The sequence below is a fragment of the Ralstonia sp. Ralssp110 genome (genome assembly GCF_047325135.1).
Taxonomy (GTDB): Bacteria; Pseudomonadota; Gammaproteobacteria; order Burkholderiales; family Burkholderiaceae; genus Ralstonia; species Ralstonia mojiangensis.
The window spans coordinates 2,965,869-2,992,292 of the sequence record NZ_CP168610.1 but is presented as its reverse complement, the minus strand read 5'-3'; the positions used below and the strand labels follow the sequence as shown (position 1 = coordinate 2,992,292).

The following is a 26,424-nucleotide window of genomic DNA, read 5'->3' as shown; positions in this document are numbered from 1 at the left end:
CCAGCGCTTATTTGATGAACGTTTCCAGCAGCGGCCCGCGCGAGCGGCGCGGCGGCGGGGCATCCGCCATGTTGGCCGGCAGGCCGTCCAGCACCGCCGCGGCATCGAGCGAGCTGATCGACACCCGTGTATCAGCCGGAATGCGCCCTTCCTGCTGCAGCATCAGATAGCGCAGGCAGCAGACGCGCAGGAACGATGCGAAGTTCGCCACCTCGCCGCGACGCTCAAACAACTCGTCATAGAGCTTGCTGATGAGCTGGTTGACCGTCAGGCCATCACGCTGGCCAATCTCTTCGAGCACCTCCCAGAACAGGCACTCCAGCCGCACGCTGGTCGCCACGCCGTGCAGGCGTAGCGAACGCGCGAGACTGTCGTAGGAATGGGGATTGGCGCGGATGAAGATTTCGCACATGGCCGGGGGCTCCTGGGGCGCCCGGCGTGCGGGCAACCGGATCAGTGTAGAACCCGCGTGCCCAGGACTTCAAGAAACTGTGCCAACCATGCCGGATGTGCCGGCCACGCGGGCGCTGTGACCAGCTTGCCGTCGGTGTGGGCTTGGTCGACGGGGATGTCCTGGAACGTGCCGCCTGCCGCCGTGACTTCCGGTCCACATGCCGGATATGCCGAGCACGCCTTGCCTTCCAGCACACCCGCCGCCGACAGCAACTGCGCACCGTGGCAGATGGCCGCGATGGGTTTGTCCGCATGGGCGAAGTGCCGCACGACGTCGAGCACGCGGGCGTTCAGCCGCAGGTATTCGGGCGCGCGGCCGCCGGGCACGACAAGTGCGTCATACGTTGCCGGGTCGACGTCGGCGAAGGCGGCGTTGACCGTGAACCGATGGCCGGGTTTTTCGGAGTACGTCTGCGCGCCTTCGAAATCGTGAACGGCGGTCGCGACGGAATCGCCAGCGCGCTTGTCCGGACAGACGGCGTGCACCGTGTGGCCGACCATCTGCAGCGCCTGGAAGGGGACCATGACTTCGTAGTCCTCCACGTAGTCGCCGACCAGCATCAGAATTTTCTTTGCCATCGCCGTGTCTCCTGTATGGTTTGGGTTTGCCCATTGTGGTTCGGCGCCATTCGGCCCGGGTGGTAGCCCATTACCGCAGACCACGTTCCTGCTTTCCTGTTTTTGCCATGAACCAAGTTCCTCCTCACCAGGCGGCGCTACTGACGCCGTCGTCCATTCCCGCTTCCACCGAACTGGGCGATGTATCGCGTTACCTGCGCGACCGCATCCGCACGGTGCCGGATTGGCCGCAGGCCGGGGTGATGTTTCGCGACATCACGCCGCTGCTGCAGGACCCGAAGAGCCTGCGCGTGCTGGTGGATGTGTTCGTCCATCGCTACATGGGGCAGGGGCTGAATCTGGTGGCAGGCATCGATGCACGTGGATTCATCCTTGGCTCGATCGTGGCGTATGAGCTGAACCTCGGCTTTGTGCCGATCCGCAAGAAAGGCAAGCTGCCCTTCAACACGGTGGCCGAGGAGTACATGCTCGAATACGGCAGCGCGACGGTGGAAATCCACGCCGATGCCTGCAAGCCAGGCGATCGCGTCTTGTTGATCGACGACCTGATTGCCACCGGCGGCACCATGATGGCCGGCAAGCGCCTGCTTGAACGGTTGGGCGCGACGGTGGTGGAGGGCGCGGCGATTGTCGACCTGCCCGAGCTGGGCGGCTCACAACTGCTGATTGAGGGCGGGCTGCCGCTCTTCACGGTCTGCCGCTTTGATGGACACTGAGCGGCCACCCGCTGCCTATGCGTGATGCGCCAGTCGCATACGCTCATGTGACAAAAATATGACGCACTACTGCCACGCGCAGTAGCATGATCCTTTCCACTTCCCCTGCGCCCCCGGGAGACGTCGATGCCCCACGTATTGCTCTTCCTGCTGACTTCGATTGCCATCACGGTGATGCCCGGGCCGGACAACCTGCAAGTGATTGCGCGCGGCGCAAGCCAGGGCCGTAAAGCGGGTCTGTCGGCGGCGGCGGGATTTGCGTCGGGCTGCCTGTTTCATACGACGCTGGCGGCCCTTGGGCTGGCTGCAGTGCTGCAATCGTCCCCTGTGGCGTTCCAGGCGATCCGCTGGCTGGGCGCGGCGTATCTGATCTGGCTGGGCATTCAGGCACTGCGCAGCAAGGGAGGCATCGGCCTGAATCATGCTGGCGCGCAGGCGGCGCCCGACCTGTGGCAGGTATATCGCCAGAGCGTTTTTGCCAATTTGCTCAACCCGAAGGTGACGTTGTTCTTCGTGGTGTTCCTGCCGCAGTTTGTCGATGCGCAGGCCGGCCATGCGGCGCTGCAGATGTTGCTGCTGGGCGGCGTGTTCATGGCGCAGACCATCGTTGTGTTCAGCATCTACGGTTGGTGCGCGGCCGCGCTGGGCGGTTGGATGCGCCGCACGCCGCGTGCCTCGCTGTGGCTCGACCGGATGAGCGGCTGCATTTTCATCGGGCTGGGCCTGCGGGTGGCTCTGACTAAATAAGCAAGACTGCACGGCAACAATGATCACCCTGCTTAAGCTGCTTTCTGGCGTCGCCCTGTTGGTATGGGGCACGCAGACCGTCAAAGTTGGCATGTTGCGCCTCTACGGCGCGGACTTGCGCCGCCTGTTGTCACGCAGCGTGTCGAATCGGTTCTCTGCTCTGCTGGCCGGCATTGGCGTGACGTGTCTGGTGCAGAGCAGTAACGCGACGGCCACCATCGTCGGCGCCTTTGTTGCGCAAGGGCTGATGGGTGTGTCGTCGGCGCTGGCGATCCTGCTGGGTGCCAACGTGGGCACCGCCATCATGGCGCAGATATTTGCGCTGGATTTGTCGTGGCTGTCGCCGCTGCTGATCTTCTTTGGCGTGATCCTGCATCTGTCGCGCAAGGGCAGTGCAGTGGGGCATTTTGGGCGGGTGCTGATCGGCCTGGGCCTGATCATGATGGCGCTGGAGCTGATCTCGATCGCGTCGAGCCCGATGGTGGAAGCCAATGCGCTGCGTGTGCTGCTGGGCTCCATCTCGTCAGACACCGGCCTGAACATGCTGATTGGCGCGGTGCTCACGCTGCTGTGCTATTCGAGTCTGGCTGTCGTGCTGTTCTGCGCGACGCTGGCAGCGTCGGCTGCGGTGTCGGTCAAGGTGGCCTTTGCGATTGTGCTGGGCGCAAACATCGGCAGTGCCGTGGCCGCGTTGGCGACCACGCCGTCATCGAGCCAGGCCGCGCGCCGCGCAACGCTCGGAAACCTGCTTTCGCGCATGCTGGGCGCCGCGCTGGCGCTGCCGTTCCTGGACAAGCTGGCGGAGTGGGCGCCGCACGCGGGCGTCGCGCCACAGCACGTGGTCGTGGCGTTTCATGTGGTGTTCAACGTGGCGCTGGCGGTGCTGCTGATCGGTTTTACCGATACGATGGCGCGCCTGTGCGCGCGCATCCTGCCGGGCGGCGCGCATATCGACGATCTCGTTGCGCCGCGCTACCTCGATCCTTCTGCGCTGGCCACGCCAACGTTGGCGTTGGGCAATGCGTCGCGCGAGGTGCTGCGCATCGGCGATCGCGTTGAGCACATGCTCGACAACACCCTGCGCGTGCTCAAAACCAACGACGTGCGCCTGTTGCAAACCACCCGCGCCATCGACGACGAGGTCGATGCGCTCTACACCGCCATCAAGCTTTATCTCACGCAGCTGAGCCACGAAGCCCTGGACGCGCGCGAGGGAAAACGCTGGGCCGACATCATCTCGCTCACCATCAATCTGGAGCACGCCGGCGACATTCTCGACCGCATGCTGCAGGACGTGCGCGAGAAGAAGATCGCACACAAGCTGGCCTTTTCCGAGGCCGGCATGGAAGAGCTGGAAGACATGCACGGGCGCCTGGTCACGAACCTCAAGCTGGCGTTGTCGGTGTTCCTGACGGGCGACCTGCGCAGCGCGCAGAAGCTGATGCTGGAAAAGGCGCACTTCCGCGATCTAGAGAAACGCTACTCGCGCAGTCACCTCACGCGGGTGTCCGCGCAGACGGCCGAGAGCATCGAGACCAGTTCGCTGCATCTGGACATCATCAGCGATTTCAAGCGGTTGAACTCGTTGTTCTGCGCGGCCGCATATCCGGTGCTGGATGAAGCGGGCGCGTTGAATCGCAGCCGTATGAAACACGCAGATGAAGTGGAAACCGAGACAGCGCCTGCGGGCCACTGACGCCCCGCATTGCCGAAAAAAAGCGCAGCCGAAACTGCGCTTCTTTGTTGCCGAATGATGTCGCTTACTTCCGCTTGAGCAGCGGCGCAAGGTATTTGCCGGTAAAGCTAGCCTTGCTCTTCGCCACATCCTCGGGGGTGCCCTTGGCGATGATCTGCCCGCCGCCGGCGCCGCCTTCGGGCCCGAGATCGAGCAGCCAGTCCGCCGTTTTGATCACGTCGAGGTTGTGCTCGATGATGACGATCGTATTGCCGTGGTCGCGCAGCTTGTAAATGACCTTCAGCAGCAGCTCGATATCGTGGAAGTGTAGGCCAGTGGTCGGCTCATCCAGGATGTAGAGCGTGCGGCCTGTGTCGCGCTTCGATAGCTCCAGCGACAGCTTTACGCGCTGCGCCTCGCCGCCCGACAGCGTGGTCGCCGATTGCCCAAGGCGGATGTAGCCCAGGCCCACGTCCAGCAGCGTCTGCAGCTTGCGGCGTACCACCGGCACCGGCGCGAAGAACTCGTGCGCCTGCTCCACCGTCATCTCCAGCACTTCGGTGATGTTCTTGCCCTTGTAGAGCACTTCCAGCGTTTCGCGGTTGTAGCGCTTGCCGTGGCATACGTCGCACGGCACGTACACGTCGGGCAGGAAGTGCATCTCGACCTTCAGCACGCCGTCGCCCTGGCATGCCTCGCAGCGGCCACCCTTGACGTTGAACGAGAAGCGGCCGGGGTCATACCCGCGCTCCTTGGCCGACGGCACGCCGGCAAACAGCTCGCGGATCGGCGTGAACAGGCCCGTGTAGGTGGCCGGGTTCGAACGCGGCGTGCGGCCAATCGGAGATTGGTCGACGTTGATGACCTTGTCGAAATGCTCCAGGCCGTCGATGCGATCGTGCGCAGCCGGTTCCGGCGTCGAGCCATACAGATGGCGCGCCACCGCGTGGTAAAGCGTGTCGTTGATCAGCGTCGACTTGCCGGAACCCGACACACCCGTGATGCAGGTGAGCAGCCCGATCGGAATATCGGCCGACACGTTCTTCAGGTTATTGCCGCTGGCGTTGATGATGCGCAGCCAGCGCTCTTCGTCTGGCGCCGTGCGTTGCTTGGGCACCTCGATGCGGCGCTTGCCCGACAGGTAATCGCCCGTCAGCGACGCCGGCGATTGCTCGACTTGCTGGGGCGTGCCCTCCGCGATGATCTGGCCGCCGTGCACGCCGGCGCCGGGGCCGATGTCGACCACGTAGTCCGACGCGCGGATCATGTCTTCATCGTGCTCCACCACCAGCACCGAGTTGCCGAGGTCGCGCAGGTGCTTGAGCGTGCCGATCAGCCGATCGTTGTCGCGCTGGTGCAGGCCGATGGACGGCTCGTCCAGCACGTACATCACGCCGGTCAGCCCCGAGCCGATCTGCGACGCCAGGCGGATGCGCTGCGCCTCGCCGCCCGAGAGCGTATCGGCACTGCGCTCCAGCGACAGGTAATCGAGCCCGACGTTGTTCAGGAAGTTCAGGCGCGCGGTGATCTCCTTGACGATCTTGTCGGCAATCTCGCGCTTGGCGCCGTGCATGTTCAGCGTCAGGAAATACGTAAGCGCATCGCGCAGCGGCCAGCCGTTGATCTCGTAGATGCCGCGTGCCTGGTCGGCTTCTCCAATCTTGACGAAGCGCGCTTCGCGGCGCAGGCGGGTGCCGTGGCACTCCGGGCACTGCTGGTTGTTCTGGTACTTGGCCAGCTCCTCGCGCACGGCGATGGAGTCGGTCTCTTTGTAGCGCCGCTCCAGGTTGGGGATGATCCCCTCGAACGCGTGCTCTCGCACCGTGGTCTTGCCGCGCTCGTTGATGTACGTGAACGGGATCTGCTGCTTGCCCGAGCCATGCAGCACGATCTGCTGGGTCTCGGGCGGCAGGTCTTCAAACGCGACATCGATGTCGACGTCGTAGAACGCCGCCAGGCTCTGCAGCATCTGGAAGTAAAACTGATTGCGGCGGTCCCAGCCCTTGATCGCGCCGGACGCCAGCGACAGATTCGGAAAGGCCACCACGCGCTTCGGATCGAAGAACGTGATCTGGCCCAGCCCGTCGCAGTGCGGGCAGGCGCCCATCGGGTTGTTGAACGAGAACAGCCGCGGCTCCAGCTCCTGCAGCGAGTACGAGCAGATCGGGCAGGCGAACTTTGAGCTGAAGCCGTGCTCCTTGCCCGTGTCCATTTCCAGCGCGATGGCGCGGCCGTCTGCCAGGCGCAGCGCGGTTTCGAACGACTCGGCCAAGCGCTGCTTGAGTTCCGGGTTGACCTTCACGCGGTCGACGACGACCTCGATCGAATGTTTGTCGTTCTTCTTCAGCTTGGGCAGGTTGTCGACTTCGTAGACCTTGGCTTCAGCCTCGTGCGCGGTACCGCCGCCCGAGCGGATGCGAAAGCGCACGAAACCCTGCGCCTGCATCGCTTCAAACAGATCGACGTGCTCGCCCTTGCGATTGGCCACCACGGGCGCCAGGATCATCAGCTTGGTATCGGCCGGCAACGCGAGCACGGCATCCACCATTTGCGACACGCTTTGCGCTTCCAGCGGCTGGCCGTGATCGGGGCAGTAAGGCGTACCGGCGCGCGCATACAGCAGGCGCAGGTAGTCGTGGATCTCGGTCACGGTGCCGACTGTGGAGCGAGGGTTGTGGCTGGTGGCCTTCTGCTCGATGGAAATAGCCGGCGACAGACCTTCGATCAGGTCAACGTCGGGTTTTTCCATCAGTTGCAGGAATTGCCGGGCATACGCCGACAGCGATTCCACGTAGCGCCGCTGTCCCTCCGCATACAGCGTGTCGAACGCGAGCGACGACTTGCCCGACCCCGAAAGCCCGGTGATCACGATCAGCTGGTTGCGCGGCAGATCGAGGTTGATGTTCTTCAGGTTGTGGGTGCGGGCCCCACGAATCTTGATTTCGTCCATGTGCGGCTGAGTGCTGCTGAATGCGGCGTCGGAGTGCGGACCGCCTGCGGCAATCGGCGGGAGGGTGGAAAAGGGTAAGCCTGCTAATATACCGAACTTCGGTTTTGCTGGTATCTGCTCCCAGATGGGGCAATCCGTGAAACCGTTCAAGTGTTCTTGTCGCCGCTTTTCTTCCTGGTTTTCGCGGCGGTTTCCGCACCATGTCCTCCGCTTCCCCATCCATGACTTCCGCCTCCGGCCGTATGAATGGCCTTGAGCTGCGCGCGGCTGCCTCGCTGGCCGGCATCTTCGCGCTGCGCATGTTGGGTTTGTTCATGATCATGCCGGTCTTCGCGGTGTTCGCGAAAACGCTGCCCGATGGCAACAACACCCAACTCGTCGCTTTCGCCATCGGTGTGTATGGCCTCACGCAGGCGCTGCTCTATATCCCTTACGGCTGGCTATCGGACCGCTTCGGACGCAAGCCGGTCATCGTCACGGGTCTGGTGATCTTTGCGGTGGGCAGCCTGGTGGCGGCTTTTTCGCACAGCGTCGCGGGCATTGCCGTGGGGCGGGCCATCCAGGGCGCGGGGGCGATCTCGTCGGCGGTGATCGCCTTCGTGGCCGACCTCACGCGCGAGGAGCATCGCACGAAGGCCATGGCCATGATCGGCGGAAGCATCGGCCTGTCGTTTGCCGTGGCCATCGTGAGTGCGCCGGTCATCTTCCGCTGGGTCGGCATGCCGGGCATGTTCACGGCGATTGGCGTGCTGGCCATCGTCGCCATCGGCGTGGTGCTGTGGGTTGTGCCCAACCCTCCGCGTCCGCCCGAGCATATGAAGGCACCGTTCCGTGAAGTCCTGCGCAACCCCGAACTGCTGCGCCTGAACTTTGGCGTGTTCGCCCTGCATGCCACGCAGACGGCGTTGTTCGTCGTGCTGCCGCACATGCTGGAAGCCGCAGGCCTGCCCGTCGATTCGCACTGGAAGATCTACCTGCCGGTGATGGGCGTGTCGTTCGTGCTGATGGTGCCGGCCATCATTGCCGCCGAGAAGCGCGGCAAGATGAAGATCGTGCTGCTGTCGGCTGTGGCGCTGGTGATGGTGGCGCAACTGGCGCTGGGCGAGATGAATCCGACGCTCGCCGCGCTGGCGATTGCGCTGCTGGTCTACTTCCTCGGATTCAACGTGCTGGAGGCGTCGCAGCCGTCGCTGGTATCGAAGTACGCGCCGGGCGTGCGCAAGGGCGCGGCCATGGGCGTGTACAACACGACGCAGGCGCTGGGCCTGTTTGCAGGCGGGGCGGGCGGCGGCTGGATTCTGCTGCATGCGGGGCAGCATGCCGTATTCCTAACCTGCGCCGCGCTGGCTTTTGCCTGGCTTATAATTGCGAGCCCCATGCAGATGCCGGCATTGCGCCGACACTAATCCGGGCAACACGGCGGCATCACTTCATTTTTTACCTTCGGAAACTCATCATGGCGTCCGTCAACAAAGTCATCATCGTCGGCAATCTCGGCGCCGATCCTGAAACGCGTTACATGCCCAGCGGCGACGCTGTCACCAACATTCGCGTGGCAACCACCGACCGCTACAAGGACAAGGCCAGCGGCGAAATGAAGGAAGCCACCGAGTGGCACCGCATCGCCTTCTTCGGCCGCCTGGCTGAAATCGCCGGCGAATACCTGAAGAAAGGCTCTTCGGTCTACATCGAAGGTCGCCTGAAGACCCGCCAATGGGAAAAGGACGGCCAGAAGCAATACAGCACCGAAATCGTCGCAGAACAAATGCAGATGCTCGGCGGCCGCGGTGGTGAGGGTGGTGGCGGTGGTGGTGGCGGTGCTGGCTACTCGCGCGGCGGTGAAGGCGGCGGCGGTGGTGGTGGTGGCTACGGCGGTGGCCGCAGCCAAGGTCAAAGCCAAGGCCAAGGCGGCGGCTACTCGCGCGGCGGTGAAGGTGGTGGTCAGGGCGGCGGTGCACGTCGCCAGCCGGCACCGTCGAATGGTTTTGAGGATATGGACGACGATATTCCGTTTTAGCAAGCCCTTTTGATCTGGTGTAACTAAAAAGCCTGTAGCCCTTGCGGTTACAGGCTTTTTTCTTGTTTACGTTTTTTGGGGGCGGATCCGGGGTTGAAGTAAACACGATACTTTCTATTGTGTAAACAATCCCGTAGGGCGGTGGTGCTTTGGCGGGGTCGCTGGATGTGCCCTCCCATAGGCATGGGAGCTGGCTGGAGTGCTTCCTTGCGGGGCGGCGAACTTCAGTGCCATAGCGTCGATGTGCTGCAATCGGCCCATGAGGTCGTTATCAAGCACGTCTGCGTGTGCTGTACCGTCGGCAGGTGGCATTAGGGTGGCGGACCGACCGACTGTGTTCCGGCAGCACACTTGCTATTGAGCCGGGTCTTTTCTGCGGAGTGGAGCGATGACGGCGCGCTACACAATCAAGCAGCCGCGCTTTGCATCCGGCGAGCGCTTGCCGATGCTGGTCGACCGGCAGACGGGCTCCCCAATGTTTGACCCGACGGTCTTTACGCTGACCGCATTCCGGACGCGCGATCGGGCCAGTAACACCATCGAGGCGGTGCTGCGCGCGCTGAAGATCTTTCATCTGTTTTGCGACGACCACCAGATCGATCTCCTTGCAAACATGCAGGACGGGCGGTTGTTGGAACTGGGCGAAATCGACGCGTTAGCTCGGTTATGCCGCCTGCCGATGAAGGAAATGCGGCAAGTTGAGGCGTGCCCGTCCAAGCCCGTCAGGACGAAGACTTCCTCTCTTGAGAGTTTTCGGGGCAGCTCGAAGGCGAGCAAGGCGATTCCACACGTCATCGGGAAGTATGCGGCCACACGGCTACGCTACGTCGTTCAATACATCGGATGGCTGGCGGATCGGCGTATTCAACACTTGGGCGCCAGTCATCCGATGCGCGCGCCGCTGCTCCTGGCGAAGGAGGCTACCGTTCGAGGACTCATAGCTCGGATTCCAAGTGATAAAGGCCGTGGTAACAAACGCAGCAGCGCTCACCGGCGCAAGGCACTTGACGAAGCCGCACAAGAACGACTTTGGCAGGTGATCAACATGCACTCGCGAGAGAATCCATGGAGGGGCCGCCACGTTAGGGCGCGCAATGACCTGATGGTTCGGTGGTTCATGGGCCTCGGCATTCGGCGCGGCGAACTCCTCGGGGTGCGTGTCTCCGACGTCGACTTCCGTGCAAATCAGGTGTTTATCGCCCGGCACGCGGATGACCCCGACGACCCGCGGCCGAACGAGCCCAAGACCAAGACCCAGGCCCGTTTGCTGCCAATCAGCGACGATCTGGCGCGACGCACACGCCAATACATTCTCGAAGAGCGACGACGCTATGCATCCGCTCGGCGGCACGACTTCTTGTTTGTGGCCAATGGGGGTGCCCCACTTTCCCTGCGGGAATTGAATAAGGTATTCGGTAGGCTGAGTGCCCAGTGCCCAGATCTCCCCAAGATTTTTCCGCATTTGTTCCGGCACACCTACAACTACAACTTCTCGAAGATTGCGGATGAGCGGCACTTGGACCCTGAACGGGAGAAGAAGACGCGGTCCCACGTGATGGGCTGGTCGGAGACTTCTGGTTCGGCTGAGGACTACACCTACCGAGAGATCGAAGAGGAGGCTCGAGTGGCCTCGCTGCAACTGCAGCAGAAGATGGGGAAGCCACGCTATGACGACGCGCAGTAGCAGTGCTCCTGTCGGCGATCCACCGTACGTTGGGCTTCTTCCCGAGACTGCCACGGCGCGCGGCGGTTGTGTCTTCTACCCAAGAAGAGATTTCTGGAACCTAAGAGAAGGGACGTATGAAGCCAAGCTTTGGTTTTCAGAGCTTCGTCAACTGACTCCCGAGTTTCTCGTCGCATTCAAGATGGTGTTGGTTTGGTACGCGGAGAACCGATCGGCACAACATGTCAGCAACTTGTTTTATCGAAACAAGGCACTGTTCGAGTTTAAGAGCAATATTTCGCAGAAGCCCATATCCGAAATCACCGACCTAGATCTTCTCAACTACAAGGGTGAGGTTGGCGCAGAACGGGAATGGTACTTAGGGACGTTGTCGGGTTTCTTAGAACAATGGGCGTTACTGGGGCAACGCGGCATCACCAAAGCGGCCGTTGCGCTTCTTGGCCAGCTACGGCTGAAGGGCAATCCCAAGGGCGTAGCGGTCGCGACGATGGATCCTGCTACCGGACCGCTCACCGCGATAGAACTGGAGGCCGTGCAAGCTGCCTTCAATGATGCGTATGGGCGGTTTGCTGTGAGCTTGGATGACTATGTGCTGTGCTGGATATTGATGGCATTGGGTCAGCGGCCCAAACAGTACGCCGCATTGAAAGTGTGTGACATCAAGCCGGTTCCTGCCGGCGATGGCTCGTTGACTTACGTATTGAGTGTGCCCAGGGCAAAAACAGGCTCGAGTGACCCTAGAGCAGAATTCAAAGACCGCGTACTAAGCCCAGATCTAGGGCCGCTAGTGATGAAGCAAGCGGCCCAGGTCAAGGAGCGGTTTGCCGGCTTGCTGTTGAATAAGGACGACGCGCCGTTGTTCCCGGGAGAGTGGTTCGAGGGGTCGGTTGTCGGCTACGAATATCATCAGACGGCAAAGCAACTAAGCCAAAAGGTCATCGCGACCTTGGGCAAGTTGCGGGTCAAATCGGAACGCACTGGCTCCCCGATCCATATAGGCGCCAAGCGATTCCGAACGACCATCGGAACACGGGCAGCCGAAGAGGGCTATGGCGAGCTGGTGATTGCGGAGTTGCTAGACCATTCTGACACGCAAAACGTTGGGGTCTACGTGCGTGCAACGCCGGCGATCATCGCGCGGATTGATCGTGCGTTAGCGATGTACATGGCGCGCATGGCACAGGCATTTGCGGGGACGTTGATCGAGGGCCCCGAAGAGGCATCCAGAGCGGATGACCCGAATAGCAGGATTCGCGCGCCAGCGATCACGGGGAACTTCGACGCGATCTCCAGTTGCGGAAGACACGGCTTCTGCGGATTCCTCAAGCCCATTGCTTGTTACACCTGCAAATATTTTGAGCCCTGGCTGGATGGGCCGCATGAGCAGGTGCTCGAGCATCTGCTCGCGGAGCGCGAGCGCCTCTTCCAGGCTGACCGGCGCTTAGCTTGCATCAATGATCGGACGATCCTAGCGGTTGCAGAGGTTATTCAATGCTGCGAGGTTCAGCATGCCGAGAAAAAGCAACCGCGTAGCTGATGTACTCCCGTTCGTGCCGCAGGACGAGGCGGACGCGAATGAGAATATGGCGCGGTTTGTCGACCTATGCCGAACGCGACTGACCGTGTTTGGACAATCGCTACCTTTCGATAAGGATGTGTGGGACGTATCGGACACCGTCCATCTCAAAGGCAAACATCACGCTGTGCACATCGTGTTCAGTAATTTCGAGACGGCGAAGAGAAAACGCGGGCGGGTCATGATGAGCGAGCCGTTCAAAGCGTTCGCAAAGTCGTACATACGATACCAACACGCTATGCGGCCGACCAAGAACATCAGTCAGCGTCTGGCAGCATTGCGGTCGCTGGAGGCTGCGCTCAAGGAAATGGGCACTTTGGATCCCATCCATATCACCGCGCAGATCCTCAATCGGGCCGCGCAACTTCAGAAAGAACGCTTCGGCAGCGATACCGCCTACCGCACGGCTGTCCAATTGGAACTGATTGCCCGCTTCCTTCTCGACCACCGCCTGCTCATCGTGCCCACACGGTGGCGCAATCCGTTGCCTCGACCGATTGATACCGAGCGCATTGGCAGGGAAGCTGACGAGCGCCGCGCAGCAAAGATGCCGAGTGAGGCGGCGCTTGAGTCTTTACCGAAGATATTTCGCTTGGCCGCGGGAACTGGCGACGTGCTGGTGTCTGCTGTGACGGCGATTCTCTGTGCCGCACCGGATCGCATCGCTGAAGTGTTTGAGTTACCTGTGGACTGCGAAGTCCGCCAGTCAGTCAAGGAATCCGGTGCAAATGCTTACGGGTTGAGATGGTGGCCAGCCAAAGGTGCTGAGCCGACGGTGAAGTGGATTATCCCGTCGATGACCAGTGTTGTTGAGGAGGCGATCGAAAAGATACGGAAGGTCACGAACGAAGCACGACAGATCGCACGCTGGTACGAATTGCATCCCCGGCAACTCTATCTTCCCGAGGATCTCGAGCATCTGCGTGCTGCGGAATGGCTCAGCATGGTCGATGTCGGAAAAATTGTGTTTGCGGATCCCGTATCAAAAGACACGGTGAATACTTGGCGCGGGGAAAATGAGCTTCCAGAGCAGAGACGAGGGAGGAAGGTGTACGTGCGCTTCGCCGACGTCGAGAAAGTGGTGATAGGAATGCTCCCTAGGGCGTTTCCGATCGCGCATCCGACCAATGGGATGAAGTACAGCGAGACGCTTCTGGTAATGCAGCGTAATGCGCTGCACGAGAGCAGGGCCACTATGCGCAGTACTATCAAGGCGGTCTCACATCTTCAGATTAGTGATGGACTCGGAGGCCGGTCGAAACACGGTGTCGAATCGCTATTTGAGCGCTACGGTTTCCATGAGCCGGACGGCAGCAGCATTCGTGTGACGTCGCACCAGTTCCGCCACTACCTCGATACGCTCGCGCAGATTGGTGGCCTGAGCCAACTCGATATCGCGAAATGGTCGGGAAGAAAGGATGTCAGGCAGAACCGAGCCTACGACCATGAGACGCCGCAGGCCATCGTGGAACGGATTCGATCGGTGGTGCGGGAGGACACGCGGCTGTCTGGGCCCGTGGCGACACAGGCACGAGCCGCACTGATCCCGCGAGACGAGTTTGCGCGGCTGAAAGTTGTCACGGCGCACACCACGGATTTCGGCTATTGCATCCACGACTATGTGATGTCGCCTTGCCAGTTGCACCGGGATTGCCTGAACTGCGGCGAGCAGGTATGCGTCAAGGGCGAAGTCGCAAAGGAGACCAGAGTCCGGCGCGCGCATGCGGAGGCACAACGACTGCTGGTACAGGCGGAGCAAGCCGAGCGCGAGGGTGAGTTCGGCGCGCACGAATGGGTAGAGCATCACCGTCATCTATTGGACCGCCTGAACGGACTCGTGGACATCCTGGATGACCCCAAAATTCCGCGGGGGTCAGTGATTCAACTCAGGCCTGCCGACACGCCATCGCGGCTCGCGCATGCCGCGCAAGCCAGGGCGCTTCTCTTGGGGCTGGAGGATGATCTATCGCTACCACGACTTCAGGCACCTAGCGGGGAGGCTACATGAAGAGGCCCAGGAGCCGTAACCTTGGCGACGAGGAGATCGCCGACATCGCCGCGATTCTCGATGGCTGGCGCGGTAAGTTGAGCTGGGATGGTTTGGTGGAAACAGTCGCAAGTCGCACCGGGCAGCAGTACACGCGACAGGCGCTTCATCGGCATGAGCGAATTCGCCTGGCTTTCACCGTTCGAAAGAAGGCGCTGTCAGGGCAGGCCGAAGACGAGCCGAAGGAAGCCGAGTCGCCTGAATTGAAGATCGCCGTGGACAGGATCACGCGACTGGAGGCGGAGAACCAGCGGCTACAGGCGGAAAACCAAGGGTTGTTGGAGCAGTTCGCTCGGTGGGCGTACAACGCTTACACGAGAAATCTGACGAAGGAGTTCTTGGACAACCCCTTACCTCCAGTCGATCGTGCGCGTAGCGATAGGCCGCGTACGGGCAACAAGAAGCGATCCAGTCATTCCTGACCAATCTACGAGCCAGTGCACGAGCCCATTTTCTGAAATGTCTGAAGCATGTGCGCCGTGTCGGCTGGTGCCGACTGGCAAGGAGGAAAACGAGTCCTACCCTCTCAGGGCTACGACTTTGACTTCTGAAGCAACGCGGCAGGCTCGACTTGCAGCGCGGTGGCGATGCGCTCGATGTTGTCGATCATCACGTTTTCTTCAGCGCGCTCAGCTTCCGGCCCACTCGACTTAGAGCCTCGATCAGGAATCTCCCCTAGGAGCATTCCTCAGTCGTGCCCTCCGGTGTTGGCCTTAGCCCTGGAGGGCTTGCGCCCCGGACGAATCGGTAGGACCTCACCAGGTTCCTGAAAAAGATCAACAGGCTCTGCGCCGAGGGCGGCGGCGAGCAAGACGATATTGTCAAGAGACACGTTGACGATACACCGCTCCACTTGACTTACATAAGTGCGATGTAGCCCCGCAAGGTCAGCAAGCGCTTCTTGGGACAGGCCCATCCGACCGCGAAGCATCTTCAAGTTGCCGGACAACCGCTGACGGGCCGTCTGTTGTTCAGGTGTGAGCTCTGCCATCTGGCGAGCATCCATCAACGCATTAGATGAATCTACAGATGAAAATAAGTCAGTTTAAAAATAGACAGTCTTTACATCTCTTTTTGAGGTGCGTAGAATCCGCTGCCCCAGGGATTTCGGGATTTGCCCGCCCACTCTCAGTCTTGTTGCGCTCAATGTGTCAAAGCGTTGCGAACGCTGATTGAGAGAACTCGGATAGGCGAGATCGGCGCTTCGTTGTTCATTTCAAGAACTGAGACATGTTGCTCACGGAATACGGCTACGAGGCTAGTCAACCTGCATGGCTATCCTCGCAACTACCACTCCAGTCATGGCGTTACGTAGGCATTGGAACCGACGTGCAGTGTTTCCTGATTGATCGGGGGCCAAACAATCCGAGCACGGCGAAGCTGTTGCGTGCGTGCCTGGTGACGTCTCCTCAGCAGTTGTGTCAAGACTTACGGTCCTTTGGCGAGGACGACTATCGCGTGTACGTCTTTGACTTCTCCGATGCACGTGAATCAGAAAGTCAACTGGTGCCGCTTATTGCCCTGTACAGCTACGTTGTGGCGGGTACGACGTGGTTCAGCTACATGACCCACGATGGAAAAACTCAGCCGTGTATGCCCTCGCAGCCTGCGCCAACCGCAGACGCCGAATGGACGATGGAGTGGGCGGAAGGCTGGACCCCCGTGAAGCAAAGCGGAGGTGCCCTAATCGTAGCCACTCGACACGGAGGGCCAAATGACTGACGACCGAGTCCGCACTGGCTTCTTGATCCGTTCAAACCAGCTTCCGGTGGGACCGGCGTGATCAAGCGCAAATTCGCACGCCATCAGAGAGACGGCCTAGTTGCCACACGACGCCGGACGCGCGACTTTCGAGTGGCGATCAGAGCGATTGCGGCAAGCGTTGGTGCGAAAGACGTCAAAGTTGCAGGCACGCCAATGTCCGTCTTCAAGAAGCACTACACCGCTGTGCTCAAACGCGCCAAAGCCGGTTCGATCGAGATCGTCTATCAGGGTGCAGAGCCGTTCGTGATTCTTGGGGTGATACAACTTCATGCTCTGGTTGCCAGTCTAGAACGCGAACATGTCCTTGCAGATGTTGATGTGCCCTGAATTCTGAGTCACCGAGATAGGTTGCCATGCAGGCAGATTTGGATGTACTGCGGGATTTGAACATTGCGCGAGTGACGGTTGATAACACCCACTACGTCCGCTTAGCTGATATCCCTGAGCCATTTCGCGCGGAGTTCCGTGCGTGGATGCGCTTCGGGGCGTGCCCTGGAATCGAGGGCGAGGGGCGGTGCGGTTGTATGTACGAGCATGACTTCGAGGGCTACCGCCAGGAGCGGCTAAAAGGGGTCTACCGCAAGTGGCACGGCAAGGCACCATGGGAGTTACCTCACTATGAGCCGCTAGCGAACGACGATCAGGGGTAAGCGATAGGTGGCTGTTATCTGACGCGGTCGCCTTTTTCTAAGAGATGACAAGGCACAACGATTGCAGCCGACTCTCGGCTAGCCACTACTCTTCAACTGTGCTGAAGCGGGTACAGGGTCAGTAGCCGGCCACTATCGACTAGGAGCGGAAGGTCATCAGGTCGTCACGGAGCTTCACAAGGCTGACTGGCCTTGTGGCGCTGCGCGCCGACATTGCAACGTTGGAGCGCCCAAGGCGGCTTGGCTCGAATTCTGGGCGACAGTGCAATCCCACATGACCTCCCCCTTCAGGGGGCGCGAGCAATGCCCACCCCGCCGTTGTGTCGCGTTGGCCATCTTCACTTGATCTTGATATGAAGGTGATGGGAAACACCGGATGCATCAGGCGTCTTTCTGTATTCGAGATAGTCTTGCTTGCGCACCAACTCGCCGAGCTTTGTGAAGCCATAGTTTCGAGGATCAAATGTCCCCCGCTTGCGATCCCTCTATCCAGATCCGAAGGGTTTTCCATATATCTGAGCTGGCGTTGCTGAGGCTCGACTTGGCATTGAGGTGGTGTTTCGTCTGGAGCAGTTCCAGCGGGCTCTCCCCCGGAGGTGGTAAAGGCAACGTCGTCTAACGTTTCTATGCCGACAAGAAACTCGTCTCCATCTCGAGCTCTTCGAAGTGCATAGAGCAAGGCGCAGCGAACTTGGTACACATAGCCAAGCGTCGCGTCGACCGCTGAGAACTTCGAGTTAACCATTGCTGTCGCGTTACCTCGTTGCCCGGAGATGCAAGCCTGCTGGCGTGAGGTAACTCCTCCCTAGGTATCTCATTTATATGTTCTAAGGATTCTTCTGCTACCGCGTACTTTGGGCCGCGCGACGGTTTTCGACCGGCGACCCTTCAGTTGCGGGGTACACGCAGGATAAGAACGAAGGTCATCATACCTTGTGAGTCGCCGGTGATTTGTGAATTCGATATTTGTTATATCTAATTTAAGGGAAATTAATTCAGGTCCCGAGATTGGGGCGGGATGTTGCGATTCGACTAATGAGGTTGCCATAACGAAAAGCTGGATAGAGCCATTTCGGCTGCGTAATATTGAATGTTTCGGTTTTTCCAACCGCTGCGCCGACGATAGCGGAGCGGTTCCGCTCCCGCACATCGGTGAATATCCGATACCCCTCGATTAGGTGCTAGCAAAGATCCGCTCTGGTTGTGACAATCGGAGACCATCAGCCGTGGGCTAGTTAGCCTCAGTTCCAAGAACAGGACTAGGCATGGTGTTGGGGAATTAAAAGAATAAATCGGGAGAATTATGAGCGGTCCTGAATGGTTGGTGGAGCTTGTCAGTACCCAGATCGATCGGAAGATTGTGGAGGATGGTAGGACTACGCCCACAACATTCCTGGGCTGGCCGAGGGACCGCGTGTTCGAGGAGGTCATCCAAGGAGGTCAGGCTGACTTTGATGCGGCTATTGGGAGCTTGACAGGGGATGATAGGGCGCTTCTCTATGCAAAATACAACCAGCCTCGACACCTTGATGAATTGCGTCACGCATTTGGTCTTCTATTGGGCGAGCACAAAAATATCTCGAAGCCCACGCTAATCGACATAGGTTGTGGTCCGTTTACTGCGGGCCTCTCGTTTGCTGCGGCGCTGGGACCTAGCGAACCTTTTCGGTATTTTGGGGTAGACAGGGCCGCGAGTATGCTCGCGCTGGGCGAGTCGTTGTATGCCGAGGCCAGGCCGCTCGGAGCGTTTCACCGTGACACGACCGCGGTATTTGAACAAGATCTAGAAGCACTCGATTTTGGCCCGGTTCGTGGCGAGTGGGCCATCGTCGTTGCCTCATATCTATTGGCGAGTCCTACGGTTGATGCAGCAGGTCTTGCAGCCGTGATCCTTACGGCATTGTCGAGAGTTGGCCCCGGACCTGCTGTTGTGCTTTACACGAACAGCGCGGCGGCGAGAGCCGGAGAGAAATACCCGGCCTTTCGAGACGCGTTGCAAAACGGCGGGTTCAAGATAGTGACTGACGTCGTCGAGCGCTTCGTTCACACAGGGAAAACGCCAAAAGATGTGCACTACGCCCTGTTTTTCCGACCCGAGCGAAACGTGATCTCTCTTATGGAAGCAAGACAATGAAGCTGCCAAAGCTCGATGACTTGGTAGACGAGCAATTGGCCGTCTACGAGCATGCTGCAAATGAACACTTGTTTGTTGCCGGCCCTCCCGGGTCTGGAAAGACCAGCCTCGCGGTGCTGCGAGCTCGGTATCTGCGGGAACTTGACGTGCGGCCCGTGCTGGTGACACGTAACAAGATGCTTGCCACGCTTGCAGGGCAACTGCACGGCGAGGGTCTTGTGACGCAAACCATGAACAGTTTCGTTACCGGCACATATCGCGACCGCTTCCAGTGTGTGACGCCCCAAATACAGCCCTACCTGTACGATTGGGATGCCATCATTGATTCCTTCGCTAAGGCGAAAGCCGAGCCAGAGCTTGGCCATCTCGTTATAGACGAGGGTCAAAATTTGCCGGCCGGCTTCTTTCGATGGGCTGTACGGTTCGGTGCCCGAACGGTGACTGTGTTTGCTGACGAAGATCAAACAACCGATCCGTTGCGGGCGTCCTTGCAAGACATCGTGTCGGCAGGGATGCCTGCTCCTATTAGACTGAAAACCAATCACCGGAACACTGCCGAAATTGCTGAGGTAGCGGAGCATTTCCACCGCTCTTCAGTTCTTCCGCCGGGAGTCGTCCAGCGAGGGCGCGGCGGCGAAACTCCTCGGCTAGTTCAGTGCCGCAGCTGGGCGGATCTTGCAGCGCTCGTCGCAGCCCGTTTCCGGAACCGAGCGCAGGCAATTGGCGTCATCGTGTATCGGCGTGATGACGTGTCGCAACTGCAGAGCATGCTCGTTGAGGCGCTACCCACTGGTACGAGGGTCGACGCTTACAGGGGAGATCACAGTGCCACTGTCGGGGGTATCCGTCTGCTGGACAAAGGCATCACAGTGCTGAGCAGCGAGTCCGCCATTGGCCTTGAGTTCGATACTGTATATTTGCAGGATCTAAGTCGTTCCCTGCCATGCCGATCCGTAGAGGATTTTCGGCGCATGTACATGTTGTGTGCGCGCGCACGTGATGGCCTTATTCTCATTGATGGTCCTGACGCATTGAATATAGAACAGATCGGCGATTTGCCGGATCCGAATAAGCTCGCTAGATGACACGTGTTTCCGCTTCGCAAATGGATTGGCTTTCACCGCTGGACGGTGAGGCTCCGGCGCGCCTTGAGGCGGGGACAACAACCCGCCCCCGTCTTGCTGTGGTGCTTGATAGCAGAGACTGGCTCCGGTTTCTGGCAGATGAGTGGTGGTCGGCACAAACTGATTTCGAAGGCATCACACTTGGAGTGGATGCTGCATGTGATGAGGTAGATCGCGGTAAGCGTATTTCGGTAGTCGGCTGGATCGATCCCGTATCGCTGCCGCCTCTGGTGGTGCCTATCTATCGCGGAGGCGAATGGGTTGACGGCCCGGTCCAGTCCGTGGGCGCTAACGATCTCGCGATCCGTTGGCCAGGTCCTATTCCGTTAGCTGCAGTGTCGAGATTCACGGTTGCTGCCGCGGAAGATCGCGCTCGCATACTGGCGATGGCGAAGGGTTTTAGTAACGTCAACATTCCTTCCCAACCGATCGAGGTTCAGGAAGTACGGCACGCGCGCGTACATGATGTCCCCTCATTGAAAAGGGTAGTCAGGGTCCCTCAGCAGTGGAATGCCCTGAGGGGGGCCGCCGCGATGGCCATGTGGGCAGTTCCCGCGATAGACCCTTGGCTGAATGTGTTATGTGAATCGCTGTCCATAGGCTCAGAGCAGGGGAGCACCGCCACGGCGCTGAGAGCTCCATGGCTAGCCGATCCGGTATGGGGAGCTGGGTCGGGCAATTTCGTCAGTGCGCCGCTGTGGGCGGCCATGCGTGAAATAATTAGTGCGGTGAACGTTCGTCACGAGTGGAGGCCCGGAGATGTCCTGGGGGCAATCGTTGAGAGTGCGCTAGATCTCGGCGGGAACAAAGACGAGCTGTCGGATTTGTTTGCACACACGCGCGCGCTGCTTTCCGATACAGCGATTGTAGATGTGAAGCGTGGCGAACGAGACCCGTTGGGGCTCGCTTTGCAGCTCGTACTGCTTCGCCCAAAGGCCGAGGATTTCGTTGGCTGGCGAGGAGAGCTCGCCGCCATGCCGCCGGCAGTATGGTGGACTGGAGCAGTTATCTCCGGGCTATTGACTGGATTGCGTGATCTCGAGCCGCAATTCCGGGGATCGGCTGCGACACGTCAATTGCTAGCCGTGCGCACTTGGCACCTTTCGTCACCAGTCGGTATGGCCCGAGACTGCTGGCCAGATGATTTTGCTCCAGTTCCAACCTGGGCGATAAATGGCGACCGAGTGCATTTCCTCGAACGAGGCCAAGTGTGGGCTGAACGGAAGACGAGCCGACGGGGAGACTGGTTCCGTGCGGATTTCGAGCACGAGTCTACACGGCAACAAGCCATTGACTTAGCGCGTCGGTTATACCCGGAGGGGCTGCGCAGATGTCTCCGCTTGGCCGACGTCGAACTCAATGCTTCCGGAGAGGGGCGACTGAGCGCAGACAAAGCAGGCCACCGTCTCAGGGTGAAAGGCGCGGTCACGATCGATCTAGGTAAGCACATATCTATCGTCGACGACCTAGACGTAGACCGTTTCCGAGACTGGCTTGCGGTTGGAAGCGTTGCAGACCGGTTGCCGCCGGTTCCTCGCGCGGACGCTGTCCAATCTGCGCGTCCGGCGCAGGCGGCGTCGGAGGTTCACCACCGTAAGCTGGCGGTTGTAAGGCAGGCCGACGATCCGCCGGGACTTTTGACTGTTCCCGATTTCATTACCGCCGAAGAGGAATGTTCTCTATTGGCTGCGGTAGACCGCGGTACTTGGCTAACAGACCTAGCGAGACGGGTTCAGCACTACGGGTGGAAGTACGACTATAAGGCGCGCAAAGTAGAAGGCTCTGCCTATCTTGGGCAACTTCCCGAGTGGGCCGAGAGGCTTGCGCATCGGCTGCTGAAACACGGGTTGGTTCCGGAGATGCCCGATCAGGTCATTGTCAATGAGTACCTTGGCAACCAAGGTATCGCGAAGCATGTGGATTGTCTGGACTGTTTTAGCGGGCCAGTAGTGACGATCAGCCTCAATGAATCATGGGGCATGGTGTTCCGCAACGAAAGTGGAACAGAAAAGGTCGAACGAATTTTGCAGCGCAGAAGCGCTGTCATCTTGGATAACGAAGTGCGTCATACATGGACGCATGAAATTCCGAAGCGTAAGAAGGAAGGGGCAATCATCAGAGAGCGCCGGGTTTCTCTCACGTTTCGCAAAGTGACACCGGCCGTCGCGAGATCTAAGGCAACAGTTAAACGGGCCGCCCCAAAGTGAGGGACGCTAGGGATTCGTAGATATTCGAGGCCTCACATGTTGCGAATCCCGGCCCACCACACAACGTGGCACCTGTTAACCCAACTGCGGGGTGCGCCCGGCAATGGCCCTGCCTGGATGAGGGGCGTCCAATGGAAATTGGCGAAGCACAAACAGCGCATGAGCGGCGACCGTCCAGCGACATCGTGCTGTGTGTCATCCCTTCGGTCGCCAACGACGTGTCTCAGGAGCATGCTCCTAACCTTAGCCGCCTTGATGGGTGTGGCTCTTTTGGCTTCTGCTCCAGAGCTACTCCTCAGCGTTTGCTAACACATTGTCTTCTGCCTGCGCCTCCTCCTGCTCGTCCGGCCTCGGAGGTTGAGTGTCGGGCGATTCCGGCAGAATAGCCAGGCGTCCGGCAATGAACCCCGCAATTTCGGCCAGGCCGCTTTCCGACTGCACGATCGTTCGGTCTACGTCAATGGTAACGGTGTGCTGCCCAAGGCTTGCTTCGACCCTGTCAATACGAGTGAGCCAACACCAATAGACGGGTCGGTGTTGAATGTGCAGCGGACCAGCGTGGAAGTTCGTGACACTGAGCTTCACATCAAGGCCCGGAAGGTCGCCGATCAACCTCTTCACTGCCGCCGGCTCCGTTTCGAGCTCAGAGACGTGGATCTGTTGCTCGCCGACCGCTACCAACGATTTGCACCACGGCCGACCACGAAACGTCAGGTAGAACTTCGGGTCCGCGTCATAGACGTGTAGGAAGTAACGACTACTGCGGGTCGTTTCTGCGCTCTCGGGAACAAGCAGCGCAAGCCGTAGTAAATCAGCCAGAATCGCGCCGGTTGCGGGCGACTTGTTCCCTGCATGCTGGTTGCCAGCGTCGCCTGCTTGGCCCCGGAGGAATTTGCATTCGAGCCACAGGTGATGCCGCCAGCCGTACTGGCTCAACCGTCTGTTGGCCACGTATAGGCGACCAACATCAGCAAACAAGTCTGCTCGGAGATACCGAGGCTGGCCTCCCTGCTGATATAGACCATCCGCGCGATATAGCCGCTCGCTTTGCAGGCAGCCAATTGGGTTAGGCACGTTGCGTCCGTTCAATACCTGAAGGAGCGACAAGGTGAGCGCGGAAACTATCCCCGATTCGTAGCTTTGCGTCTGGTAGCCCGATCCATGGAGGACTTCGGGCAGCGAGAAAAACGCCTGTTCGATGAGCACTGGTCGAACCTATCCGTTTTGATGGCAATCGATGTGATTATCAAGCAGAACTGGACTAATGTATTTGCCTGAAGTCTCACAATTTTCAGATAAGTGGCGCAAATCGGATAGCTTCCGTCGTCCCCGTATTTCCGAGCCGCCCCAAGCAGCGCAGGGGTAGGCGTCAGCCCAACTCCGCAACCTCTGGAGAGCGCAGGCTGATGTCGAGGACGCTGTTCACTGTCTGGCCACTTCGTCGTCGCAGTAGTTCCGCTATCAAGAGAGCGGCGGCGTAGCATCCAACGAACGGAGCTCCTACCGCCCTCGTTGCGAGAGTCGTAATGCCGCAGGGATCCTTTCCTGCTGCCAGCATTGCTTGATACGCGGGAGCCAACGGGTTGGTAACCGCTTCTGCATCGGTTGCCCAAATTCGGTCGGCAGAGGAGGCCCCGGGAAAACAGCGCACTCGCAGCGAGCGAAAGTCCTTGTAGCCAGAACCCAGGCCAGCATCAAGCACCAACGAAAATCCAGCAGCTTCACAAGCGCGTCGGGCAGCGACGTTGTCGACCCCAAAGAGTGCCGTCAGCGGTTCTCCCGCGGACACACGTGTGGCTGAATTGAAGCGCCGCTCAACCAAGCGGGTCTCGAAGCCTCGGCGCTCCATCCAGTCGGCTACTACCCGGGTTTTCTTGCGCCCAATGTCCGCTGGCGTTGACAGTACCGAGGTCGTGATAGTCGATGGAGTGACGATGTCGCTGTCCTGCAGCACCAGTGGGCCGGTCACGATATCGGCCATGAGGCTCAGTGTCCAACAATACGCTTGGCCGAGGTGGCCAAGCCCGACGCACCAAAGGCCTCCATCTAGCGTTGGCGACACTTTTTCAGGCGGCTGCGCGGCGTCATTCTTCATCGACCAAAGGGAGAACGAGACGGCGCGTCGGCCGGCATAGGGGTTATCGCAGCGGAGCATCGAGAAGGCCTCGCTGACGGCTAGCGCGCCGGCGGCCACGCACGCCGGTACAAAGACCTCCAGCGCGTCCGTAGATGGAGCTTGGCCGCCGATGCCGAAAGTCCAGCCAGATGCCCAAGGCGCGAGCACCTTTCCGACGGCGGTGTCCTCGCGCGTACCGACGTAAATCGTGGGCCAGGCGTGGGTTGGTTGACAAGCCGGGTTGACACCGACCCAGAGCTCAAATTGGGAAAGCCGAATGCCCTCGAAGCCGGGAAGAGTCAGTGCCAGGTTGGTGCTACCACTTACCTTGACGTTGCCCTGAAAGCTCCTGGCCGCGGCGTTGATAACGGTCAACGCGATGACTTGCTGTGCTGGTGAACGGGCGACCTCATCGGACAGGATCAGGCGAACGCCGTAGCCGGAGAATGTTGTCAAGGCATCCTCTAGCGTGGCGCATTCGCCGCTGTCGACGAGGAGTTTCATCAAACGATGGAAGGAGTCTGCGTGCATGTCAATGACCTTTCAAATCACCCGGATACGCGCTTGCGCATCCCGTCCGAAAAAGCTCTCCCACCGCTTGCCGCCCATATAAACGTTCACGCTGAGGTTATGCGGAGCTACCCGGCCATGCGCGAAGTTAGGAACGATCAAGGCGATGTGACCAGCCTGAGAAATCATGGGGTTAGCTCTGTCCGAGCTGCTCTGGCGTGGGCCGCCCGGGTGCGTATGGATGTCGGCGACCACAACCATCCCGAGTTCTGAGCATTTCGACCAGAGTCGAGCGAACGCTGACGTGTCCAGGCGAACGTAGCCGTAGGCCAGCGCGTTCGAGTCGAGCTCGTCATACGGCACCCAGGCTTCGACACGACGAGCGGCCCCATCCACCGCGCCTAGCAAGAAGGCACCAGATTCGCGCGCTCCTCTGCCACGGCGACGCAGGTCTGCCATGAGCTCAGTCCAGAGCAATGCATGGATTTCAAGCTGGCTGGAGTTCATGGCTCTGAAGAACCTCGTGGAGTGCTTCGACGTAATGCACCAGGCCACGGGAGGCGTTCCATACAAGGTGTGGCAACTCGGTGTACCAGTTGGCGTGGCCCTCGATGGACACACGGTCGCAGGGGATGTAGAGCGCCGCACCGCCTTGCCACGCGGGATTGAACACCTGCGACACACGGCCCCCGCGTGGCCACTTCGGGGCCGGCAACTGTTGCTGCGCGGTGTAGTCCCACGGCGTGCCTTGAGGGGGGCGCGCCGGATAGCCGGTGCAGTCGAAGCGGATGCAGGTCGGGTGGCCCTGGCGGTCGAATACTTCGATGAAGGCGTACGGCCAGGTGAGGGTCACTAGTTGCCAGCGCCCGCGGGCGACGCCAGCCTTGAACCTGCCGCTTGCGAGGTGTGTCTCGAGGGCTTGCAGTTCTTGGTTCACGTCGCCCCCTTTAGCCGTTGACGCGGGGCGCCGGCACGAGGTCGAAGCACACCGTATGCTGCGGAGCCTTGACCAAGCTGCCCAGGTGAACGTCCGGGTCAGGGCGGTTGTCGGTGCCGGCGATTTGCAGCATGAGTTCCGCCGCGTCGGACGCGGTGATGCCAAGGGCATGCGCCGCCCAACGCTTGACGCGCGCGATGGTAGCGTTGGGGCGGAACGTGTGGTGCTCTTGGCGGCCGGCGTAGCGGACGGTTACCGTGATGGCCTTCAGGCGGTGCAGGTGTAGGCGCAAGCCGTCGACGATCGCATCCATCTTGTCGATAGCATTCTCGTCATCCTCGTCCTCGATATAGAGGATGAGCGGCTCGGGGAGGTGGTCGCCGCCGACACGGTCGAGGCAGGCTTGGCGCAGGTCATGCTTCGATGCGCCTTCGTCGAGGTCGATAACCTCGATGTCGTTGAGCAGTTCGGACTGCAGGAAAATTTGGGTCATCGTCGTCTTCCAGCGGGCCATGCAATATGTGGCCCTCACCTACTC

At 59.9% G+C, this 26,424-nt stretch carries 23 protein-coding genes and 1 pseudogene; 13 read left to right on the top strand and 11 right to left on the bottom strand.

The annotated features are described in order from the left end of the window. Positions 1 to 7: 7 nt before the first annotated feature. Together ACEN9T_RS22900 and ACEN9T_RS22895 are read right to left on the bottom strand one after the other, a co-directional pair. Positions 8 to 412: a ribbon-helix-helix domain-containing protein gene (locus ACEN9T_RS22900; RefSeq protein WP_092973402.1), complete on the bottom strand. Its 405-nt coding sequence runs from the start codon at positions 410 to 412 to the stop codon at positions 8 to 10. A 41-nt stretch (positions 413 to 453) separates the two neighbouring features. Next, entirely contained in the window at positions 454 to 1,032 is a 579-nt protein-coding gene (locus ACEN9T_RS22895) for a DJ-1/PfpI family protein (RefSeq protein WP_413707152.1), read from the bottom strand. A 107-nt stretch (positions 1,033 to 1,139) separates the two neighbouring features. Here ACEN9T_RS22895 and ACEN9T_RS22890 point away from each other — a divergent pair, with 107 nt between their 5' ends. The 3 genes from ACEN9T_RS22890 to ACEN9T_RS22880 all read left to right on the top strand — a co-directional run bounded on the left by ACEN9T_RS22890 (position 1,140) and on the right by ACEN9T_RS22880 (position 4,191). Beyond that, positions 1,140 to 1,748, top strand: a complete 609-nt coding sequence (locus tag ACEN9T_RS22890) for an adenine phosphoribosyltransferase (protein WP_175537157.1) — start codon at positions 1,140 to 1,142, stop codon at positions 1,746 to 1,748. Positions 1,749 to 1,874: 126 nt separating this feature from the next. Then, positions 1,875 to 2,495 carry a LysE family translocator gene (locus tag ACEN9T_RS22885; RefSeq protein ID WP_413707151.1) on the top strand — a complete coding sequence of 207 codons (621 nt, stop codon included), beginning with the start codon at positions 1,875 to 1,877 and terminating at the stop codon, positions 2,493 to 2,495. A gap of 19 nt (positions 2,496 to 2,514) precedes the next feature. Then, positions 2,515 to 4,191, top strand: coding sequence for a Na/Pi cotransporter family protein (locus ACEN9T_RS22880; protein ID WP_413707150.1), 1,677 nt, complete (start codon positions 2,515 to 2,517; stop codon positions 4,189 to 4,191). 64 nt (positions 4,192 to 4,255) lie between these two features. Here ACEN9T_RS22880 and uvrA read toward each other — a convergent pair whose 3' ends face one another. Further along, a complete protein-coding gene (gene uvrA / locus ACEN9T_RS22875) occupies positions 4,256 to 7,120 on the bottom strand; it encodes an excinuclease ABC subunit UvrA (RefSeq protein ID WP_092973394.1) in 2,865 nt (954 codons plus the stop codon). A gap of 242 nt (positions 7,121 to 7,362) precedes the next feature. On the opposite strand from uvrA, the gene ACEN9T_RS22870 reads away from it, so the two are divergent. The 6 genes from ACEN9T_RS22870 (at position 7,363) to ACEN9T_RS22845 (ending at position 14,866) form a co-directional block, all read left to right on the top strand. Beyond that, positions 7,363 to 8,526 carry an MFS transporter gene (locus tag ACEN9T_RS22870; RefSeq protein ID WP_175537167.1) on the top strand — a complete coding sequence of 388 codons (1,164 nt, stop codon included), beginning with the start codon at positions 7,363 to 7,365 and terminating at the stop codon, positions 8,524 to 8,526. 50 nt (positions 8,527 to 8,576) lie between these two features. Next, positions 8,577 to 9,137, top strand: coding sequence for a single-stranded DNA-binding protein (locus ACEN9T_RS22865; RefSeq protein WP_092973390.1), 561 nt, complete (start codon positions 8,577 to 8,579; stop codon positions 9,135 to 9,137). A gap of 388 nt (positions 9,138 to 9,525) precedes the next feature. After that, complete coding sequence (locus ACEN9T_RS22860) at positions 9,526 to 10,821, top strand: tyrosine-type recombinase/integrase (protein WP_413707149.1); 1,296 nt, start codon at positions 9,526 to 9,528, stop codon at positions 10,819 to 10,821. Next, on the top strand, positions 10,805 to 12,358 hold the full coding sequence (locus ACEN9T_RS22855; protein WP_413707148.1) for a site-specific integrase: 1,554 nt from the start codon (positions 10,805 to 10,807) through the stop codon (positions 12,356 to 12,358). Before ACEN9T_RS22860 ends, ACEN9T_RS22855 begins: the two co-directional genes overlap by 17 nt. After that, complete coding sequence (locus ACEN9T_RS22850) at positions 12,330 to 14,405, top strand: integrase (RefSeq protein WP_413707147.1); 2,076 nt, start codon at positions 12,330 to 12,332, stop codon at positions 14,403 to 14,405. Before ACEN9T_RS22855 ends, ACEN9T_RS22850 begins: the two co-directional genes overlap by 29 nt. After that, on the top strand, positions 14,402 to 14,866 hold the full coding sequence (locus ACEN9T_RS22845) for a hypothetical protein (protein ID WP_413707146.1): 465 nt from the start codon (positions 14,402 to 14,404) through the stop codon (positions 14,864 to 14,866). Before ACEN9T_RS22850 ends, ACEN9T_RS22845 begins: the two co-directional genes overlap by 4 nt. Before the next feature lie 110 nt (positions 14,867 to 14,976). On the opposite strand, the gene ACEN9T_RS22840 is transcribed toward ACEN9T_RS22845, so the two are convergent. Further along, on the bottom strand, positions 14,977 to 15,129 hold the full coding sequence (locus ACEN9T_RS22840) for a hypothetical protein (RefSeq protein WP_413707145.1): 153 nt from the start codon (positions 15,127 to 15,129) through the stop codon (positions 14,977 to 14,979). Positions 15,130 to 15,132: 3 nt separating this feature from the next. Then, the gene (locus ACEN9T_RS22835; protein ID WP_413708502.1) at positions 15,133 to 15,360 is read right to left on the bottom strand and encodes a helix-turn-helix domain-containing protein; all 228 of its coding nucleotides are present in this window, start codon (positions 15,358 to 15,360) and stop codon (positions 15,133 to 15,135) included. A gap of 863 nt (positions 15,361 to 16,223) precedes the next feature. On the opposite strand from ACEN9T_RS22835, the gene ACEN9T_RS22830 reads away from it, so the two are divergent. Then, positions 16,224 to 16,535: a hypothetical protein gene (locus tag ACEN9T_RS22830; protein WP_413707144.1), complete on the top strand. Its 312-nt coding sequence runs from the start codon at positions 16,224 to 16,226 to the stop codon at positions 16,533 to 16,535. 661 nt (positions 16,536 to 17,196) lie between these two features. Here the strand turns inward: ACEN9T_RS22830 and ACEN9T_RS22825 are convergent. Continuing rightward, positions 17,197 to 17,286: pseudogene (locus tag ACEN9T_RS22825) on the bottom strand (hypothetical protein); the annotation flags it as partial. Positions 17,287 to 18,161: 875 nt separating this feature from the next. Between ACEN9T_RS22825 and ACEN9T_RS22820 the strand changes: the two are divergent. From ACEN9T_RS22820 to ACEN9T_RS22810, 3 genes are read left to right on the top strand one after another with little or no spacing between them, the layout of a single operon-like run. Next, positions 18,162 to 18,992, top strand: a complete 831-nt coding sequence (locus tag ACEN9T_RS22820; protein WP_413707143.1) for a hypothetical protein — start codon at positions 18,162 to 18,164, stop codon at positions 18,990 to 18,992. After that, positions 18,989 to 20,077 (top strand): hypothetical protein, encoded by a 1,089-nt coding sequence (locus ACEN9T_RS22815; protein WP_413707142.1) that lies wholly within the window; start codon positions 18,989 to 18,991, stop codon positions 20,075 to 20,077. Before ACEN9T_RS22820 ends, ACEN9T_RS22815 begins: the two co-directional genes overlap by 4 nt. After that, complete coding sequence (locus tag ACEN9T_RS22810; RefSeq protein WP_413707141.1) at positions 20,074 to 22,323, top strand: alpha-ketoglutarate-dependent dioxygenase AlkB; 2,250 nt, start codon at positions 20,074 to 20,076, stop codon at positions 22,321 to 22,323. Before ACEN9T_RS22815 ends, ACEN9T_RS22810 begins: the two co-directional genes overlap by 4 nt. A gap of 288 nt (positions 22,324 to 22,611) precedes the next feature. Here the strand turns inward: ACEN9T_RS22810 and ACEN9T_RS22805 are convergent, their stop codons facing one another. The 5 genes from ACEN9T_RS22805 to ACEN9T_RS22785 form a co-directional block, all read right to left on the bottom strand. Further along, positions 22,612 to 23,529 (bottom strand): hypothetical protein, encoded by a 918-nt coding sequence (locus ACEN9T_RS22805; RefSeq protein WP_413707140.1) that lies wholly within the window; start codon positions 23,527 to 23,529, stop codon positions 22,612 to 22,614. A 163-nt stretch (positions 23,530 to 23,692) separates the two neighbouring features. Further along, positions 23,693 to 24,943 (bottom strand): hypothetical protein, encoded by a 1,251-nt coding sequence (locus ACEN9T_RS22800; RefSeq protein ID WP_413707139.1) that lies wholly within the window; start codon positions 24,941 to 24,943, stop codon positions 23,693 to 23,695. Positions 24,944 to 24,982: 39 nt separating this feature from the next. Further along, entirely contained in the window at positions 24,983 to 25,456 is a 474-nt protein-coding gene (locus tag ACEN9T_RS22795) for a Mov34/MPN/PAD-1 family protein (RefSeq protein WP_413707138.1), read from the bottom strand. Further along, complete coding sequence (locus ACEN9T_RS22790; protein WP_413707137.1) at positions 25,437 to 25,886, bottom strand: hypothetical protein; 450 nt, start codon at positions 25,884 to 25,886, stop codon at positions 25,437 to 25,439. Before ACEN9T_RS22790 ends, ACEN9T_RS22795 begins: the two co-directional genes overlap by 20 nt. Positions 25,887 to 25,896: 10 nt before the next feature. Beyond that, complete coding sequence (locus ACEN9T_RS22785) at positions 25,897 to 26,400, bottom strand: hypothetical protein (protein ID WP_413707136.1); 504 nt, start codon at positions 26,398 to 26,400, stop codon at positions 25,897 to 25,899. Positions 26,401 to 26,424: the final 24 nt, after the last annotated feature.

Coding starts and splice junctions, on each gene's coding strand:
- ACEN9T_RS22785 (WP_413707136.1), bottom strand. CDS start 26,400: ATGGCCCGCTGGAAGACGACGATGACCCAAATTTTCCTGCAGTCCGAA.
- ACEN9T_RS22865 (WP_092973390.1), top strand. CDS start 8,577: ATGGCGTCCGTCAACAAAGTCATCATCGTCGGCAATCTCGGCGCCGAT.
- ACEN9T_RS22880 (WP_413707150.1), top strand. CDS start 2,515: ATGATCACCCTGCTTAAGCTGCTTTCTGGCGTCGCCCTGTTGGTATGG.
- ACEN9T_RS22860 (WP_413707149.1), top strand. CDS start 9,526: ATGACGGCGCGCTACACAATCAAGCAGCCGCGCTTTGCATCCGGCGAG.
- ACEN9T_RS22855 (WP_413707148.1), top strand. CDS start 10,805: ATGACGACGCGCAGTAGCAGTGCTCCTGTCGGCGATCCACCGTACGTT.
- uvrA (WP_092973394.1), bottom strand. CDS start 7,120: ATGGACGAAATCAAGATTCGTGGGGCCCGCACCCACAACCTGAAGAAC.
- ACEN9T_RS22845 (WP_413707146.1), top strand. CDS start 14,402: ATGAAGAGGCCCAGGAGCCGTAACCTTGGCGACGAGGAGATCGCCGAC.
- ACEN9T_RS22895 (WP_413707152.1), bottom strand. CDS start 1,032: ATGGCAAAGAAAATTCTGATGCTGGTCGGCGACTACGTGGAGGACTAC.
- ACEN9T_RS22795 (WP_413707138.1), bottom strand. CDS start 25,456: ATGAACTCCAGCCAGCTTGAAATCCATGCATTGCTCTGGACTGAGCTC.
- ACEN9T_RS22815 (WP_413707142.1), top strand. CDS start 18,989: ATGAAGCTGCCAAAGCTCGATGACTTGGTAGACGAGCAATTGGCCGTC.
- ACEN9T_RS22900 (WP_092973402.1), bottom strand. CDS start 412: ATGTGCGAAATCTTCATCCGCGCCAATCCCCATTCCTACGACAGTCTC.
- ACEN9T_RS22840 (WP_413707145.1), bottom strand. CDS start 15,129: ATGCTCCTAGGGGAGATTCCTGATCGAGGCTCTAAGTCGAGTGGGCCG.
- ACEN9T_RS22890 (WP_175537157.1), top strand. CDS start 1,140: ATGAACCAAGTTCCTCCTCACCAGGCGGCGCTACTGACGCCGTCGTCC.
- ACEN9T_RS22835 (WP_413708502.1), bottom strand. CDS start 15,360: ATGGGCCTGTCCCAAGAAGCGCTTGCTGACCTTGCGGGGCTACATCGC.
- ACEN9T_RS22820 (WP_413707143.1), top strand. CDS start 18,162: ATGAGCGGTCCTGAATGGTTGGTGGAGCTTGTCAGTACCCAGATCGAT.
- ACEN9T_RS22885 (WP_413707151.1), top strand. CDS start 1,875: ATGCCCCACGTATTGCTCTTCCTGCTGACTTCGATTGCCATCACGGTG.
- ACEN9T_RS22850 (WP_413707147.1), top strand. CDS start 12,330: ATGCCGAGAAAAAGCAACCGCGTAGCTGATGTACTCCCGTTCGTGCCG.
- ACEN9T_RS22800 (WP_413707139.1), bottom strand. CDS start 24,943: ATGAAACTCCTCGTCGACAGCGGCGAATGCGCCACGCTAGAGGATGCC.
- ACEN9T_RS22870 (WP_175537167.1), top strand. CDS start 7,363: ATGAATGGCCTTGAGCTGCGCGCGGCTGCCTCGCTGGCCGGCATCTTC.
- ACEN9T_RS22810 (WP_413707141.1), top strand. CDS start 20,074: ATGACACGTGTTTCCGCTTCGCAAATGGATTGGCTTTCACCGCTGGAC.